Below are 14743 nucleotides of genomic sequence, written 5' to 3' on the forward strand. Positions count from 1 at the left end.
GAGCGGAGAACGGCGATGAAGAACGCGGACAGAAAGGCCGCCGTGGCGAGCTATAAGGAGCGCAAGACGGCCGCCGGCATCTACGTCGTCCGTTGCGCCGCGAGCGGCCAGCAATGGGTTGGCAGGGCCCCCGACCTCGCCACAATGTGGAACCGCCTTTCGTTCACGCTGCGCCAGAGCGCCAATACCCATCGCACGCTGCAAGCGGCCTGGCGCGCGCACGGCGCCGAAGCCTTCACCTTCGAGGAAATCGAACGTATTGATGATGAAGCCCTCGCCTATGTCCGTGAGAGGATATTGAAGGAGCGGCTCGCCTATTGGTGCGCGACCCTCGGCGCCGAAGCCATCTGAGTCTTCAACGTCAATTCCGCGCGAACGAAGAAACAGAGGCGGGACCGGGAGGCGCGAGAGCGGCGAATCTCAAGAGCGAGATGAGAATTGATTGAATCGAACCGATATCGGCGACGGCTTCGTTATTGAGCCATCGTTTCGCATGGCGGAGCGTGTTTCACCCTCGACCGTTTCAATCAAAAGTCACCAGGCTCTGAGCCAAGCCTCCGATTTTTTCCTGGCGCAATCCGCGTCGACAGTGGATCAATTCTCTCTCTCGTATTCTATTTTATAGAAATATTCCTGGACAGAACGGTTTTTGCAGAACATACTTCCGGCGCGCTTTCTCGTAGGCCGCAGCCGGGCCAACTTGTTTGGATCGGCTTTGGATCGGCGAAAAAAACGGCGTGGAAGGAAAACATGACTTAAGCTGTTGGAATCCTACGAAACGCGGAAGCTTTCGGTCCTTCCCGCAGGCAAATATCAATGACTTAGCGCCTGTTCGGCGCATCCCTTTCGGTTCATTTGCAGCATTTTGGAAGCCGAAAGCTTCCCAAGCGTATTTCGTCTCGGCGTTTGATTCTCGGCCCATGCGCCTGTCGCGCCGGAGGCTTTCTCCCTGGAAACTTCGCTCTATCTACCCGTCAAGCGCTTCCTCGAAGGCCTCGGTTTCGCCGTCAAAGGCGAGATCGGCCATTGCGACCTGGTCGCACTCGGCGCCGACGCCGCGCCCATCGTCGTCATTGGCGAATTGAAGCTCAGCTTCAATCTTGAGCTTGTGCTGCAAGCCGTGGAGCGCGCGCCCGCCTGCGATGAGGTCTGGCTCGCCGCCCCGCTCTCGGCGCGCGGCAAGGGGCGCGAAAACGACGCCCGCTTCCGCAATCTATGCCGGCGGCTCGGCTTCGGGATGCTGGGGGTTTCGCAGAACGGCGAGGTCCATATCCTCGTCAGTCCGGCCGCGCCGGAGCCGCGTCGGAATCCGCGCCGACGATCCCGGCTGGTCGAGGAACATCGGCGCCGGCAAGGCGATCCCGTCGCGGGCGGCGGATCGCGCGCGCCGGTCATGACCTTCTATCGCCAGCAAGCGCTCGCCTGCGCGGCGGCGATGACGCGCGGTCCGCGCCGGCCGCGCGATCTGAAGCCGTCGATCCCCGACGCCGCCAAAATCCTGCAAGGGAATGTCTATGACTGGTTCGCGCGCGCCGAGCGCGGCCTCTATGGCCTGACCGACGCCGGCCGGGCCGCGCTGGAGCGATGGCCCCAGCCGCAACCCGGGGAGAATGACGCCCTGGTCAGCGACCGGGACGAAGCGTCAGCGACGCGACGCCCGCGGCGAGAGCCAGTCCGGTCTGCGTCTGAATCGACAAAGGCTGGAGGGTGAACGAGCGATCAAGACCGCCGACCAGCGCGTTGGCGCCAATGCCCGCTCCGACCGTCGCCGAAGCGTCGACGCCGGCATAGTCGCCCGCGAGCGCATGCCGCCTCGGGCCCATCGTCGGGGCAAAAACGTCCCACGCCAGAGTGCCTCGATTGGTCTGGCCGATATCGAGACCGAATTTCCGGATCGTGCCGTAATAATGCTCGGTATAGCCGCGCGCCGAAGTGAACCGGCACTCCATTTCCTTGCTGGAGGCGATGATCATGCCCAGGCCTGCTGCGACTTCGCATCGCAACGCCCCAACCTTGACGTTCGACTGCTGCTGCGCAGACGCTGGCGATGCGGCGGCAACCGTAGCGGTCAAAGCGGCAATGCATAAAGCGGCGCGAATACTCATGGAAATCTCCCCGATTGGAGCAAGCCAATGCTGCTCAAGATCACAAAACACCGTGCACCCGAAAAAGTTCCATGCGCAGCGCGAGGATAGGGGGCGACTATGACGCGCGTCCGACACGAGATTCCTTGAAAACGCGCACGATTTGCGAAAAACCGGCGCCCAATTTTCGCCGTGCGTTCTAGCGTCGAAGCGCGGCGAGCACTTTGGCTGACGGACGCCCGTCGCGCTCGAGGCCATTCTTGCTCTCGAAATCGGCGATCGCGTCTTTCGTCTTTTTGCCGACCGAGCCGTCCGGCTCGCCAACGTCATAGCCGCGCGCGTTCAGGAGCTTCTGCAATTCGCGGCGCTCGGCGCGCGACAATCCCGGATCGTCGGTCGGCCATGGCGTCGCGAAGGGCCGGCCGCCGGCCAGCCTGTCGGAGAGGGAGGCGATCGCCAGAGCATAAGATTCCGAAGCATTGTAGGAGTAAATCGCATCGAAATTGCTGGTGACGAGAAAGACCGGACCATTGAGCCCGGCCGGGGCCAGCAGGCCCGCTTCGCCCTCGCCAAGCGGACGCCCGTCGATCCGCGTCAGGCCGCGCGCCGCCCATGTCGACATCGGGGCCTTGTTGCGCCGGCCCGACGGCCCGGAATAGCCGGCTGGCAATTTAACTTCGAACCCCCAGGGCGCGCCGGGCCGCCAGCCCGATTTGCGCAGGTAATTGGCGGTCGAGCCCAAAGCGTCGGCCGCCGAATCGACAATATCCCGCCTGCCGTCGCCATCAAGGTCGACCGCCAGCCGCAGGAATGTCGAGGGCATGAATTGCGTCTGTCCGAATGCGCCGGCCCATGAGCCGTTCAACCGGTCGGCCGGAACATCGCCATTGGCGATGATCTTGAGCGTCGCCATCAGCTCGCCGCGAAAATAGCTCGCGCGTTCGCCCAGGCACGCCAGGGTGCTGAGCGATTGCACCAGTGGCCGCTTGCCCATCGAGCGGCCAAAATCCGACTCGACGCCCCAGACGGCGGCGATCACATAGCGGTTGACGCCATAGCGCTGCTCGGCCGTGGCGAGGGCGGAAGCCTGTTCGGCCATCCGCGCTTTGCCGTCCGTCACGCGCTCTTCGTCGACGAGGGTCGCCAGATAGTCCCAGACCGGCGTCTTGAACTCCGGCTGATCCTTCTGGAAGTCGAGCACCTTCAAATCAGGCTGAAGGCCGCCGAACGCCGCGTCCAGCGTCGTCGCGGGTACGCCGGCGCGGCTCGCATCGGCGCGCAGCGACGCCACGCAGGACGAGAAATCCGCGTGCGCCGGGGCCGACAGAGCGAGGAGCATCGCCGCGGCTTTGGCCAATCGAAGACAGGCTCGCTTCATCGGCAGATCCCCAGCGGATTTCACGGCAACCGAACGCTATCGCCGACCCTGTCCAAAAGCGGCGCGGCCGGATGTCAGTTCCAGGGACGCGCCGACGCGGCGTTGCTTTCAAACGACTTGATGGCGCCGGCCTCGACCATCGTCAGACCGATATCGTCCAGCCCCTCGATCAGGCAGTGCTTGCGAAAGGCGTCGATTTCGAAACGCACCGTGCCGCCGTCGGGACCCTTGATTTCCTGGGCTAGCAAATCCACGGTCAAGGTCGCATTCGCCCCGCGCCGCGCGTCATCCATCAGCTTCTCCAGATCTTCGGGAGAAACCTTGATCGGCAGGATGCCGTTCTTGAAGCAATTGTTGTAAAAAATGTCGGCGAAATCCGTCGAGATCACGCAGCGGATGCCAAAGTCCAGCAGCGCCCAGGGCGCATGTTCGCGCGACGAACCGCAGCCGAAATTATCGCCCGCCACGAGAATCCTCGCTTTGGAATAGGCCGGCTTGTTGAGAACGAAATCGGGATTGGGCGAGCCGTCGTCGGCGTAACGCATCTCCGAAAAGAGGCCGGCGCCGAGCCCGGTCCGTTTGATCGTTTTCAGATATTGCTTGGGAATGATCATGTCGGTATCGACATTATCGATCTCAAGTGGCGCCGCGACGCCGGTGAGGGTCGTGAACTTATCCATTGCGCATGGGTTCCATCGATGGCCGATAACGAGCGGCCCTTGGCTCGCCGCTGTATCAAATGTCGCCCCGCCGCGCAAATCCGGGGACGCCGCGCGCCTGGCGTCATTGCGGGCCGCGCGCCGCAAGGCTAAAATACAATCATGTGGAATTTGGCCAATCCGACGGTCTTCATTGCGCTCACGCGGCGGGCCCTGCCCTGGCTCGCCGTCGCGACGGCGATGCTATTCGCCATCGGCCTCTGGCTTTCCTTCGCCGCGCCCCCTGACTATCAGCAAGGCGAGACGGTGCGGATCATGTATCTGCATGTTCCGGCGGCGTGGATGTCGACCTTCATCTATGGCGTGATGGCGCTGGCGGCGCTCGGCACTTTGGTCTGGCGTCATCCGATGGCCGACGCGGCGCAGAAGGCCGCGGCGCCGCTCGGCGCCGGCTTCACCTTCATTTGCCTCGCCACCGGCTCGCTGTGGGGCAAGCCGATGTGGGGAACCTATTGGGTGTGGGACGCCCGGCTGACCTCCGTGCTTGTCCTGTTCATTCTCTATCTCGGCCTGATCGCGCTCTGGCGCACGATCGAGGACGCCGGGCGCGCCGCGCGGGCGGCGGCGATCCTGACGTTGGTCGGCTGCGTCAATCTGCCCATCATAAAATTCTCGGTCGATTGGTGGAATACGCTGCATCAGCCGGCGTCGGTTTTCCGGCTCGGCGGCCCGACCATCGCGCCCGAATTGCTGTGGCCGCTGCTGATCATGTCGCTGGCTTTCACGCTGCTTTTCATCACCCTGCATGTGATGGCGATCCGCAATGAAATCCTGCGCCGGCGCGTCGCCCGGCTGACCATGATGGCCGCTGCGCGCGACGATCGGCTGGCCCCGGGCCTTGCGCCGGCGGGGATGCGCCCATGAGCGATTCGCCGCATTGGGGTTTTGTCGCCGCGGCCTACGCGACCGCGGCGCTGACGATATTGGGAATGATCCTCGCCACGCTCGCCGATTTCCGGGCGCAGAGCGCGGCGCTGCGCCGCCTCGAGGAGACGCGCGGAAGCGGCGGCGAGTCTTGAGCGACACCGAGGGGCGGACGCCCCGACGCCGCAATCTTCTCACTTTAGCGCCCCTGCTGATTTTCGCTGCTCTGGCGCTGCTGTTCTTTGTCCGTCTGTTTGCCGGCGACGCCTCACGCATCCCCTCTGCGCTGATCGGCCAGAGCGCCCCGCCTCTCGATCTGCCCGCGCTCGACGGCGCCGCCGGCCTCAGGGACGCCGATCTGCGGCAGGGTCATGTTTCAGTCATCAATATCTTCGCGTCCTGGTGCCTGCCCTGCCACGAGGAGCATGCCATCCTGCTTGATCTTGCCGCCGACAAGGCCCTGGCGGCCAAAGGCGTCAAACTGATCGGCGTCGCGCAAAAGGACGATCCGGAAAATGTGCGCCGTTTCCTTGGCGCCAAAGGCGATCCCTACGCCAACGTCGGCGTCGATCGCGACGGGCGGGCCGGCATCGACTGGGGCGTCTATGGCGTGCCGGAGACCTTCATCGTCAAGGGCGATGGAACCATCGCCTTCAAACTGGTCGGGCCGATGAACGCCCAGACCCTGGCCAGCGTCGTGCGGCCGCAGATCGAAAAGGCGATGAACTGAGCGGGCCGCGGGTCAACCTAATTCAGCATCCGTTTCGCATGAGGACTGTCGAGCGAAAAGGCCGGTATCGCGACGTCGAACGCTTCGCCGCTCTCGTCGATCATCCGATAGGTTCCCACCATGATGCCGCTCGGCGTCTTCAGCGGGCAGCCCGAGGTGTAACTGAACGCGTCGCCCGGCTTCAGCTTGGGCTGTTCACCGACGACGCCGGGGCCGCGCACTTCTTCGCGGCGGCCATTGGCGTCGGTGATCTCCCAATGGCGATGGGTCAGTTGCACGATTCTGTCGCCGACATTGGCGATTTCGATGGTGTAAGACCAGAAATAGCGGCTTTCGTCAGGCTCGGATTGCTCCTCCAGATATTTTGGACGAACGGTGACTTTGATTTTGTTGCTGACGGCCGTGTACATGGCCCCATTCTAGCAAGGCGCGGCGGGCCGTCGAGTCCTATCGTATGTCCCGGCGCGCTTTCGATTTCACCCGAATTCGTCCTATGTTGGAGCCTGGAAGGAAAAGCGGAATGAGCGACGACCTCAAAGCCAGCGCCATTGCTCTTCTCGAGCGCCTGGCGGCGTTCGACACCGAAAGCGACAAGAGCAATTTGCCGCTGATCGATTTTGTCGAAGATTACTTGCGGGCGCAGGACATTCCCGTGCTGCGCGCGCCCAACGCCGCCGGCGACAAAGCCGCGCTGCTGGCGACGATCGGGCCGATGGTCGAAGGCGGGATCGTGCTCTCCGGCCATACCGACGTCGTGCCGGTCGAAGGACAGAAATGGACCAGCGATCCCTTCACGCTGCGCGGCGCTTCCGGCCGCCTTTATGGGCGCGGCTCATGCGATATGAAGGGGTTCGACGCCATTGCGCTGGCCATGATTCCCACTTTCAAGGCGGCCGGACTGCGGCGGCCGATCCAAATCCTTCTGAGCTACGACGAGGAGACGACCTGCGAAGGATCGCTCGATTTCATCCGGCGTTTCGGCAAGGACCTTCCGCGCCCCGGCGCGGTGATTGTGGGCGAACCCACCATGATGGAAGTCGCGGACGCCCATAAAAGCATCGCCACCTTCCGCACGACCGTGACCGGCCAGGAGGCCCATTCGGCCAAACCGGCTCTGGGCGCCAATGCGGTGGCCTGCGCCTGCGATATCGTGACCGAAATCTATCGCGAGGCTTTGGCTTATGAGGCTCCGGACCGACTTAATTCGCGCTTCGACCCGCCCTATTCGACGCTGCACGTCGGCACGATCCATGGCGGAACGGCGCGCAATATCCTGGCGCGCGAATGTATGTTTCATTGGGAGTTCCGCGGCCTGCCCGGCGCATCGACAATGGCGCCGCTGCGCCACATCCAATCGTACATCGACAGCGTCGCTTTGCCGCGCCTGACGCGTTTTGTCGCGGGACCGAAAGTCGAGACGATCATCGAGGTGGACGTGCCCGGTCTCGACGCCGAACCTGGCTCCCTGGCCGAGACCCTTGCTTTGAAGCTCACCCGCTCCAACCGGACGAATGCGGTCTCCTATGCGACGGAAGCGGGACAATTCCAGCGCGCCGGCCTGCCGACCGTCGTTTGCGGGCCGGGCTCGATCGATCAGGCGCATAAGCCCGATGAATTCCTCGAAGTTTCGCAGGTCGAGGCCTGCATCGGCTTCATGCAGCGCTTGGCGCAGGAAATGGCGGAATAGGCGAGTTTTTGGGGTTTTCTCAAAACAAAGCGAATTCGATTGCGTCATATTTGGGTAATAATGATTCCAGAAATGCCATTTGATTGATAGGTTTTCGGCGACGCCATTTAGCGTTAATGAACAATCGTCAGGCAGCCTCGCCCAAAGAGAAATAGCGGCCGGCGTTTGTGCTGTTGGAAGGTCTTTATCGAAGAGGGTAAGGTGGCCGACAGTTCTGCCGACACGAAGTCCATCGAATCGCGCCGCTCCCCTCGGGTGCGGACCTTCTTGCAGGCGCGCATCAGCTATAGCGATGGCGCCATCTCGACAGCCTGCACCGTCAATCAATTGTCGGAAGTCGGCGCGCGCATCAATCTGGCCAGCACCTTTTCGCTTCCCGAAACGTTCGAAATCACCATCCCGCAGAGGGGAATTTCACGGCGCGCGAGGCTGGTCTGGCGAAGGGACGACCTGGCCGGAGTTGATTTTCTGGGAGGCGAAGAGAGCCAATCGACTTCCGCGACCGCCGATCCCACGGCCAAGATAAAGGCGCTTGAAGCGGAGAACGCCAAGCTGAAGGCGCAGATCGGCACGCTGATGCAGCAGATCCATCGCCTCACCGAAGAGTAAATGCCGGCGCGCAATGCTGACGCCGGCGATCAACCGGGGACGCGCGCCTTTTCCATCGTCTCGACGAAGCGCTTGAACAAATAATGGCTGTCGCGCGGACCTGGCGAAGCTTCCGGGTGATGCTGAACGGAGAAAGCCGGGCGGTCGGTAAGGGCGATGCCGCAATTTGAGCCATCGAACAGCGACACGTGGGTTTCCGCCGCGTTCGCCGGCAAGGTTTCGCGATCCAGGGCGAAGCCGTGGTTCATCGAGACGATTTCGACCTTGTCGGTCGTGAAATCTTTCACCGGATGGTTGGCGCCATGATGGCCCTGTTTCATCTTGAGCGTATGTGCGCCCACCGCCAGCCCTAGCATCTGATGGCCAAGGCAAATGCCGAAAATCGGCACGTGCTTCTCCAGCAGCGCCTTGATGACCGGCACGGCATAATGGCCGGTTTCGGCGGGATCGCCCGGACCATTGGAAAGGAAGACGCCGTCGGGCGCCATCGCCAATATGTCCTGGGCTGAGGCGGTCGCGGGGACCACAGTGACCGCGCAGCCGGAATCGGACAGAAGACGAAGGATGTTGCGCTTGATGCCGTAGTCGATCGCGACGACTTTATATTTCGTCTCGGCCGGGCGCCCATAGCCCTGGCCAAGCGTCCAACTGGTCTCATCCCAATCATAGCGCTGGGCCGAAGTGACGCCTGGCACCAGATCCATGCCGTCAATGCCCGGCCATGCGGCGGCCTCAGCGAGGAGCGCGCTCCGGTCGAATTGACCGTCTGGTTCGTGCGCGATGACGGCATTGGGCATGCCGCGCTCACGGATCAGCGCCGTCAGCGCCCGCGTATCGATCCCATAAAGCCCGATGATGCCGCGCGCCTTCAACCAGGCGTCGAGCCGACGCGTCGCCCGGAAATTCGACGGATCGGTGACATCGGCCCGCACGATGACGCCGCGCGCGCCCGCCGACGCCGCCAGGTTGACCGTTTCGATATCTTCTTCGTTCGTGCCGACATTGCCGATATGGGGAAAGGTGAAGGTGATGATCTGGCCGGCGTAGGAGGGATCGGTCAGAATCTCTTCATAACCCGTCATCGCCGTGTTGAAACAGACTTCGCCGACGGCAACGCCTGTTGCGCCAAAGCCAAACCCTTCCAATATGGTTCCGTCGGCCATGACCAGCAAAGCCGTCGCCTTGGGAAGGGTCCAGCCGTCCGTTTCGGTATCGCCTTGAACAGAGGTCATGCGCGCTCTAGAGTCGCCGAGAAACAAAATCGCCCCGTGCTTATGCGCCGGGCGGGCGCCGCGTCAAGTTTCGACCTCGCCTGAGCCAGCAACCGCCAACGGGCGACCTAACGACAAGGCATGAAAACAATGCGCGAGATTTTGGCTCAACAGATGAAAGACGCGATGAAAGCGGGCGACAAGGTCCGCGTCGGCGCCTTACGGCTCATCATGGCCGCGCTGAAAGATCGCGAGATCGAAATGCGAGGGACCGGAAAGATCGTCAGCCGCGCCGATGAATTGGCTCTCCTCACCAAAATGGTGAAGTCGCGCCAGGAATCGCTCGGCATTTATCAGCAGGCCGGACGCCAGGAACTGGCCGATCAAGAAAGCGCCGAAATCGCCGTCATCAGCGAGTTCCTGCCCAAGCAGATGGACGAAGCCGCGATGAAAACAGCGGCTGACGCGGCGATTGCGCTGACCAGCGCGACCAGCATCAAGGATATGGGCAAGGTCGTCGCGGCCCTGAAGGACGCCTATCCCGGCCAGATGGATTTCGCCAAGGCGAGCGCCATCGTCAAAGGCCTGCTCACCGGCTCATAACAAACGAACACCCGCCCCTCCGGTTGACAGAGGAGCGGGCGATTGGCGATGCAGGCCGCTCAGTTCGGCTTGGCCGGATCGGCTTCGGGAACGGCCGGCGCCGGCGTCGCGACAGGCGGCGTCGGCTGCGCGGTCGGATCCGTCGCCGGAGCAGCAGGCGCAGGCGTGGCGGCGGCAGGCTCGGTCGGAATAGCGGCCGCCTTCTTGACGCCGTGCAAGAGATCGACGGCGGCGATCAACTGCTTGTCGTTCTTGACGTCGGGCGGCACATAGGCCTGCGACCCCGTCTTTTCATCGTCGCCATTCTTGAGATGGCCCTTCAGCGAAGCCTCGCCCTTGGTGTCATCCTTGCCCTTCAGCTCGTCCGGCACATCCTCGAGAATCTCGATATCCGGCTCAATGCCCTTGGCCTGAATCGAACGGCCCGACGGCGTATAGTAACGCGCGGTCGTCAGTCGCAAGGCGCCATTCTGGCCAAGCGGGATGATCGTCTGGACGGAGCCCTTGCCAAACGAACGTGTGCCCATCAGCGTGGCGCGCTTGTGGTCCTGCAAGGCGCCCGAAACGATCTCGGACGCGGAAGCGGAGCCGCCATTGATGAGAATGACCATGGGCTTGCCATGCGAAAGGTCGCCGCCCGGCCGCGCATTGTAACGCTGGGTCTCATCGGCGTTGCGCCCGCGCGTCGAAACAATTTCGCCGCGATCCAGAAATGCGTTCACGACCTCGATCGACTGGTCGAGCAAACCGCCCGGATTGTTGCGCAGATCGAGAATGTAGCCCTTGAGCTTGTCGCCCGGAGCGTCCTTCTGGAACTTGTCCATCGCGCTCTTGAGACCGTCGTAGGTCTGTTCGTTGAACTGGGTGATGCGGATATAGCCGAGGTCGTCGCTCTCGACATGCGAGCGCACCGATTGAATCTTGATGACGTCGCGGACGATCTTGATCTCCTTGACATCCTTTTTGGGGCCACGCGCGATCTTCAGGGTGACCGCCGTATTGATGGCGCCGCGCATCTTGTCGACCGCCTGATTGAGGGTCAGCCCCTGCACAGCCTCGCCATCGATGTCGGTGATGATGTCGCCCGAGAGAATGCCGGCCTTCGCGGCAGGCGTATCGTCGATCGGGGTCACAACCTTGATCAGCCCATCGTCTTCGGTGACTTCGATGCCAAGACCGCCGAACTCGCCTTTGGTCTGCACCTGCATGTCCCGGAAGCTCTTGGCGTCCATATAGCTCGAATGGGGATCGAGCGAAGACAGCATGCCGTTGATCGCCGCCTCGACCAACTTGCCCTCATCGGGCTTTTCGACATAATCGGTGCGGATTTTCTCGAACACGTCGCCAAACAGATTGAGCTGGCGATAGGTGTCGGCGGCCGCCGCGCGCGCGCCGGTGCTGATGAACAGCGCCGACTGCGGGCCCAACGAAACTGCCGCCGCGCCAATCGCCGCGCCCAAAACCAGATAAGAAACCTTGCGCATCATCCGCGTGCCTTTTCGATGTCCGTCTTCGCCCACCACGGCCCCGGATCGATTGCCGCTCCGTCTTTTCGCACTTCGATATAGAGAATAGGTTGCGCGGCGCCAATAGCTGCCGCGGCGGCCGTCCTCGCCGAACCGTCGCCCATCGAGGCAACCGGCTCGCCCGCCAGGACGAACTGACCGACCCCCACATTGATTCGGTCCATACCAGCCAGCACCATATAATAGCCCCCACCAGCGTTGATTATCAAGAGTTGCCCATACGTCCGGTAAGGACCGGAAAAGGCGACCCAACCGTCGATCGGCGAGGCGACCGTCGCAGCGGCCGGCGTGGCGATGGAGACGCCCGTTTCCGCCCCCCTCCCAAATGCGTCCGGCGCCCCGAAAGCCTTGAGGATCGTTCCGGCCGCCGGCAACGCGAGCTGGCCCCTGGCGTCGGCAAAAGCGAGCGCTGGCCTCAACCGTGCGGGATCTTTGGTCTTGGCGGCGCTGGCGCGCGTCTCGACATCGGCCGCGGCTGCTTCATCGGCCGCGTGCGAGGCCGCCGCCTCCGCCTTGGCGGGAGCGATCTCCGATTCCATGCGCGCGATCAACTCTTTGAGATTGGCCGCCTGACGCGCGAGTTCGGCGGCGCGGTCGCGCTCCGAGCCCAAAGCCTGCTCGGCGTCCGCCAACGATTGCTGGCGGGCGACGACCAAAGCGGTCAGCCGCTCCTTGTCTTTCGCAAGGCTTTCGGCGCGCTGGCCAAGGCTTTCCCGCTCGCTGGCGATGGATTTTCGCAAATCGGCCAGTTCATCGAGGTCCTGGGCGAGCGCGACGGTTTCCGATTTCAGGTCGGGCAGGACCGAGCCGAGCAACATCGCGGCCCGGATCGCCTGCGTCATGTCCTGCGGGCGCACCAGAATAGCGGGCGGGGGGCTGCGCCCCATGCGCTGCAGCACGGCAAGAACATCGGCGATCACCCCGCGCCGGCTTTCAAGCGACCGACGCAACGCGTTCTCGCTGCCGACAAGCGTCGTCAGCCGCGTATTGGCCGCATCCATCTGGCGCTCGGTGTCCTGCACTTTGGCGGTTGTCTCGATCAAAGCCGCATTGAGCCGCGCGCGATCGGCGCGGATCGTCTCGATGTCGGCTTCGATGCGCCGGCGCTGGTCTTCCGACGCGCGCATCGTGTCCTCGACGCCGCGCAACTGCATTTCCTGCGTCGCCTTGTCGTCGCTTTTGGCGGCGGGAGGGGCGGGATCGGCAAAGGCGCATGGAGGAAAAGCAACGCCCGACAAGATCAATAGCGCCAGCGCGGCGAAGCTGGGCGCCAGCGCGGCGAAGCTGGGCGCCAGCCCCGCCCTGCCGCTCGCCGCCAGCGTCTCCCCTCTCGACAACCCGCGAATCTTCATCCCTCGATTCTATCGTCCAAGACCGCGACAACAAAGCGGCTTTCACGCCCGATGATAGGGATGGCCGACAAGAATCGAGAGCGACCGGTAAAGCTGTTCGGCCGCCATGACGCGCACAAGCTGGTGCGGCCACGTCATCGCGCCAAACGACAGGACGCTTTGGGCCTGGCCGCGCAAAGAGGGGTCGAGCCCGTCGGGACCGCCGATGACCAGAGCATAGGCGGGCGCCGCGCTGTCGCGCGCCTTGCCAATTTCGCTCGCCCATTGCGTGCTGGAAAGGGCTGCGCCGCGCTCGTCAAGCAAAGCGAGGCGGGCCCCTCTGGGCAGGCTCGCGAGAATCAAACGAGATTCTTCGGCCTGGCGGTCTTCGGGCCGTCGCGCGCGCCCTTCCTCGATTTCGCGCAAATCGACGCCGGAAATCCCTGACGTTCGCGCGAGATCGGCGAGCCGCTTGAAATAACGCTCGAATAATTCTCTTTCAGGGCCCGCCTTGAGGCGACCGACGCCGATCAGCATCAAACGCACAATCGCCCTCGCGAAAAATGCCGGCCGCTTGCGCGCATCCGCCGCGCGATGGCGCTCAGGTTCAGACCAATTTCAACTGGCGCTTCTCGCCAGGCCGATCGGCGCCCCACATCTTTTCAAGATTGTAGAACTGGCGCACGTCTGGCTTGAAAATATGAACGATGGCGTCGTGGGCGTCGAGCAAGACCCAATCGCAATGCGGCAGGCCCTCAATGCGAGGGGCGGCAAAGCCAGCCGCCTTGCAAGCCTTCACGACGCGATCGGCGATGGCGCGAACGTGAACGTTGGAGCGTCCCGTCGCAACAATCATGAGATCGGCGAGCGTTGTCTTGCCGCGCAGATCAACCGATACGATGTCCTCCGCTTTGGCGTCTTCCAGGCTTGTCAGCACGGTTTGCGCGAGTTGGTCGGCGTCCTGTTGCTTGGGCCGGACCGCCGGGGCAAGCGGCGAAAGCGCCGCTTCGTCATGGGGCGAGAATGTCAGCGTTGGAATCCTCCTGCAGGGCGCCGGACCGCCGGCGCCACTATACGAAGATGATCCCTCTTCGCCTTGTTTTCAACTGGCCGTCTCCGGGAAAAGCGGTCAATAGCGGAAACGGACGTTCAGGGCGGCTGGGACGCGGCGCCCTGTCTCTCTTACGCCGGTCCGACGCGCCGAATCGCGGTCGAAGACATGGCGGAGCGCGGCCCATGCAGGAAGATGAACGCGGGCGCGCGCCGATCCGCAAATCCCGCCGCGTCGCTTTCAGCGACCTGAAACGGCGCGAGCGCGGCGCCGGCGTGGCTGCTCAGCGCGCGCAGCGTCGATCCCGGGCGGTCCACCACCGCTATGGGCGCGAGCCGGGCAATGTCCCGCCAGCGCCGCCATAAATGGAACTGGCGCAAATTGTCCGCGCCCATGATCCAGACGAAATGGACGCCCGGCGCGCGCCTGACGAGCCAGGCGATCGAATCATGGGTGAAGCGCGCGCCGATCTCGGCCTCAAAGCCCGTGACGGCGATGCGCGGATCCCTGGCGAGCGCGCGGGCGGCCTCGATTCGCATGGGCAAGGCCGGCAATCCATCGACTGGCTTGAGCGGGTTGCCCGGCGTCACCAGCCACCATAATCTGTCGAGTTTGAGCCGCTGCAACGCCAGCCGCGAGACAAGCAAATGGCCTTCGTGCGGCGGATTGAAGGACCCGCCCATCAGGCCGATCCTTTGACCCGGCGTCCAGCGCGGCAGACGCACGGTCATCCCCAGGACTTCTCCAACAAGGCGAGAATCTTATGCATCGGCGAGCGAGCGCGCACCATGCGCAACGAATGATCCGAACTATGCGAAAAGCATGCAACCGGCAAGGCTTGGCTGGCAATAGGTCATCGATGATGTCTTAACAGACAAGACCTCGGGTCGCGTCGCCGCGCCGATCACAAAGTCGCGCAACAAGCGCCGAGGCCTTTGCTCACCTGCCGC

General features: G+C 63.1%; 18 protein-coding genes. 8 read left to right on the plus strand and 10 right to left on the minus strand.

The annotated features are described in order from the left end of the window. Positions 1-15: 15 nt before the first annotated feature. Positions 16-351, plus strand: a complete 336-nt coding sequence (locus tag GSQ90_RS00125; protein ID WP_158812449.1) for a GIY-YIG nuclease family protein — start codon at positions 16-18, stop codon at positions 349-351. A 598-nt stretch (positions 352-949) separates the two neighbouring features. After that, a complete protein-coding gene (locus tag GSQ90_RS00130; RefSeq protein WP_158812539.1) occupies positions 950-1711 on the plus strand; it encodes a DUF2161 family putative PD-(D/E)XK-type phosphodiesterase in 762 nt (253 codons plus the stop codon). Here GSQ90_RS00130 and GSQ90_RS00135 read toward each other — a convergent pair. The 3 genes from GSQ90_RS00135 to leuD all read right to left on the minus strand — a co-directional run bounded on the left by GSQ90_RS00135 (position 1623) and on the right by leuD (position 4142). After that, positions 1623-2105, minus strand: coding sequence for a DUF992 domain-containing protein (locus GSQ90_RS00135; RefSeq protein WP_158812450.1), 483 nt, complete (start codon positions 2103-2105; stop codon positions 1623-1625). The two genes, GSQ90_RS00130 and GSQ90_RS00135, sit on opposite strands and share 89 nt — an antisense overlap. 178 nt (positions 2106-2283) lie before the next feature. Beyond that, complete coding sequence (locus GSQ90_RS00140) at positions 2284-3462, minus strand: lytic murein transglycosylase (RefSeq protein ID WP_158812451.1); 1179 nt, start codon at positions 3460-3462, stop codon at positions 2284-2286. 74 nt (positions 3463-3536) lie between these two features. After that, positions 3537-4142, minus strand: coding sequence for a 3-isopropylmalate dehydratase small subunit (gene leuD, locus GSQ90_RS00145; RefSeq protein ID WP_158812452.1), 606 nt, complete (start codon positions 4140-4142; stop codon positions 3537-3539). Positions 4143-4283: 141 nt separating this feature from the next. Here leuD and GSQ90_RS00150 point away from each other — a divergent pair, with 141 nt between their 5' ends. The 3 genes from GSQ90_RS00150 to GSQ90_RS00160 are packed head-to-tail and all read left to right on the plus strand — an operon-like array spanning position 4284 to position 5775. Then, positions 4284-5045 carry a heme ABC transporter permease gene (locus tag GSQ90_RS00150; RefSeq protein ID WP_158812453.1) on the plus strand — a complete coding sequence of 254 codons (762 nt, stop codon included), beginning with the start codon at positions 4284-4286 and terminating at the stop codon, positions 5043-5045. Continuing rightward, positions 5042-5200 carry a heme exporter protein CcmD gene (ccmD, locus tag GSQ90_RS00155; protein WP_158812454.1) on the plus strand — a complete coding sequence of 53 codons (159 nt, stop codon included), beginning with the start codon at positions 5042-5044 and terminating at the stop codon, positions 5198-5200. The genes GSQ90_RS00150 and ccmD overlap by 4 nt, the downstream gene beginning before the upstream one ends. Next, complete coding sequence (locus GSQ90_RS00160) at positions 5197-5775, plus strand: DsbE family thiol:disulfide interchange protein (protein ID WP_158812455.1); 579 nt, start codon at positions 5197-5199, stop codon at positions 5773-5775. The genes ccmD and GSQ90_RS00160 overlap by 4 nt, the downstream gene beginning before the upstream one ends. 17 nt (positions 5776-5792) lie before the next feature. Here the strand turns inward: GSQ90_RS00160 and apaG are convergent, their stop codons facing one another. Next, a complete protein-coding gene (apaG, locus tag GSQ90_RS00165; protein ID WP_158812456.1) occupies positions 5793-6185 on the minus strand; it encodes a Co2+/Mg2+ efflux protein ApaG in 393 nt (130 codons plus the stop codon). A 110-nt stretch (positions 6186-6295) separates the two neighbouring features. On the opposite strand from apaG, the gene argE reads away from it, so the two are divergent. Both argE and GSQ90_RS00175 read left to right on the plus strand, forming a co-directional pair. Continuing rightward, positions 6296-7462: an acetylornithine deacetylase gene (gene argE, locus GSQ90_RS00170; protein ID WP_158812457.1), complete on the plus strand. Its 1167-nt coding sequence runs from the start codon at positions 6296-6298 to the stop codon at positions 7460-7462. Between the two features lie 201 nt (positions 7463-7663). After that, entirely contained in the window at positions 7664-8071 is a 408-nt protein-coding gene (locus tag GSQ90_RS00175; protein WP_158812458.1) for a PilZ domain-containing protein, read from the plus strand. A gap of 29 nt (positions 8072-8100) precedes the next feature. Here GSQ90_RS00175 and carA read toward each other — a convergent pair whose 3' ends face one another. Next, on the minus strand, positions 8101-9303 hold the full coding sequence (carA, locus tag GSQ90_RS00180) for a glutamine-hydrolyzing carbamoyl-phosphate synthase small subunit (RefSeq protein WP_158812459.1): 1203 nt from the start codon (positions 9301-9303) through the stop codon (positions 8101-8103). Between the two features lie 129 nt (positions 9304-9432). On the opposite strand from carA, the gene GSQ90_RS00185 reads away from it, so the two are divergent. Next, positions 9433-9885, plus strand: coding sequence for a GatB/YqeY domain-containing protein (locus tag GSQ90_RS00185; RefSeq protein ID WP_158812460.1), 453 nt, complete (start codon positions 9433-9435; stop codon positions 9883-9885). A gap of 59 nt (positions 9886-9944) precedes the next feature. Here the strand turns inward: GSQ90_RS00185 and GSQ90_RS00190 are convergent, their stop codons facing one another. The 5 genes from GSQ90_RS00190 to GSQ90_RS00210 form a co-directional block, all read right to left on the minus strand. Further along, on the minus strand, positions 9945-11372 hold the full coding sequence (locus tag GSQ90_RS00190) for a S41 family peptidase (protein ID WP_158812461.1): 1428 nt from the start codon (positions 11370-11372) through the stop codon (positions 9945-9947). Beyond that, positions 11369-12763: a murein hydrolase activator EnvC gene (locus GSQ90_RS00195; protein ID WP_158812462.1), complete on the minus strand. Its 1395-nt coding sequence runs from the start codon at positions 12761-12763 to the stop codon at positions 11369-11371. Before GSQ90_RS00195 ends, GSQ90_RS00190 begins: the two co-directional genes overlap by 4 nt. Positions 12764-12805: 42 nt before the next feature. Next, positions 12806-13288: a 23S rRNA (pseudouridine(1915)-N(3))-methyltransferase RlmH gene (rlmH, locus tag GSQ90_RS00200; protein WP_158812463.1), complete on the minus strand. Its 483-nt coding sequence runs from the start codon at positions 13286-13288 to the stop codon at positions 12806-12808. 61 nt (positions 13289-13349) lie between these two features. After that, entirely contained in the window at positions 13350-13679 is a 330-nt protein-coding gene (rsfS, locus tag GSQ90_RS00205) for a ribosome silencing factor (RefSeq protein ID WP_371418313.1), read from the minus strand. 245 nt (positions 13680-13924) lie between these two features. After that, positions 13925-14524, minus strand: a complete 600-nt coding sequence (locus GSQ90_RS00210) for a nicotinate-nucleotide adenylyltransferase (RefSeq protein ID WP_158812464.1) — start codon at positions 14522-14524, stop codon at positions 13925-13927. Positions 14525-14743: the final 219 nt, after the last annotated feature.

Origin of the sequence: Methylocapsa sp. S129, assembly GCF_009765995.1 — a bacterium.
GTDB lineage: Bacteria > Pseudomonadota > Alphaproteobacteria > Rhizobiales > Beijerinckiaceae > Roseiarcus.

Bases quoted from the DNA above. Each gene is read 5' to 3' on its own strand.
- apaG (WP_158812456.1), bottom strand. From the start codon at position 6,185: ATGTACACGGCCGTCAGCAACAAAATCAAAGTCACCGTTCGTCCAAAA.
- ccmD (WP_158812454.1), top strand. From the start codon at position 5,042: ATGAGCGATTCGCCGCATTGGGGTTTTGTCGCCGCGGCCTACGCGACC.
- GSQ90_RS00140 (WP_158812451.1), bottom strand. From the start codon at position 3,462: ATGAAGCGAGCCTGTCTTCGATTGGCCAAAGCCGCGGCGATGCTCCTC.
- GSQ90_RS00210 (WP_158812464.1), bottom strand. From the start codon at position 14,524: ATGACCGTGCGTCTGCCGCGCTGGACGCCGGGTCAAAGGATCGGCCTG.
- GSQ90_RS00135 (WP_158812450.1), bottom strand. From the start codon at position 2,105: ATGAGTATTCGCGCCGCTTTATGCATTGCCGCTTTGACCGCTACGGTT.
- argE (WP_158812457.1), top strand. From the start codon at position 6,296: ATGAGCGACGACCTCAAAGCCAGCGCCATTGCTCTTCTCGAGCGCCTG.
- GSQ90_RS00190 (WP_158812461.1), bottom strand. From the start codon at position 11,372: ATGATGCGCAAGGTTTCTTATCTGGTTTTGGGCGCGGCGATTGGCGCG.
- carA (WP_158812459.1), bottom strand. From the start codon at position 9,303: ATGACCTCTGTTCAAGGCGATACCGAAACGGACGGCTGGACCCTTCCC.
- GSQ90_RS00150 (WP_158812453.1), top strand. From the start codon at position 4,284: ATGTGGAATTTGGCCAATCCGACGGTCTTCATTGCGCTCACGCGGCGG.
- leuD (WP_158812452.1), bottom strand. From the start codon at position 4,142: ATGGATAAGTTCACGACCCTCACCGGCGTCGCGGCGCCACTTGAGATC.
- GSQ90_RS00125 (WP_158812449.1), top strand. From the start codon at position 16: ATGAAGAACGCGGACAGAAAGGCCGCCGTGGCGAGCTATAAGGAGCGC.
- GSQ90_RS00195 (WP_158812462.1), bottom strand. From the start codon at position 12,763: ATGAAGATTCGCGGGTTGTCGAGAGGGGAGACGCTGGCGGCGAGCGGC.
- GSQ90_RS00185 (WP_158812460.1), top strand. From the start codon at position 9,433: ATGCGCGAGATTTTGGCTCAACAGATGAAAGACGCGATGAAAGCGGGC.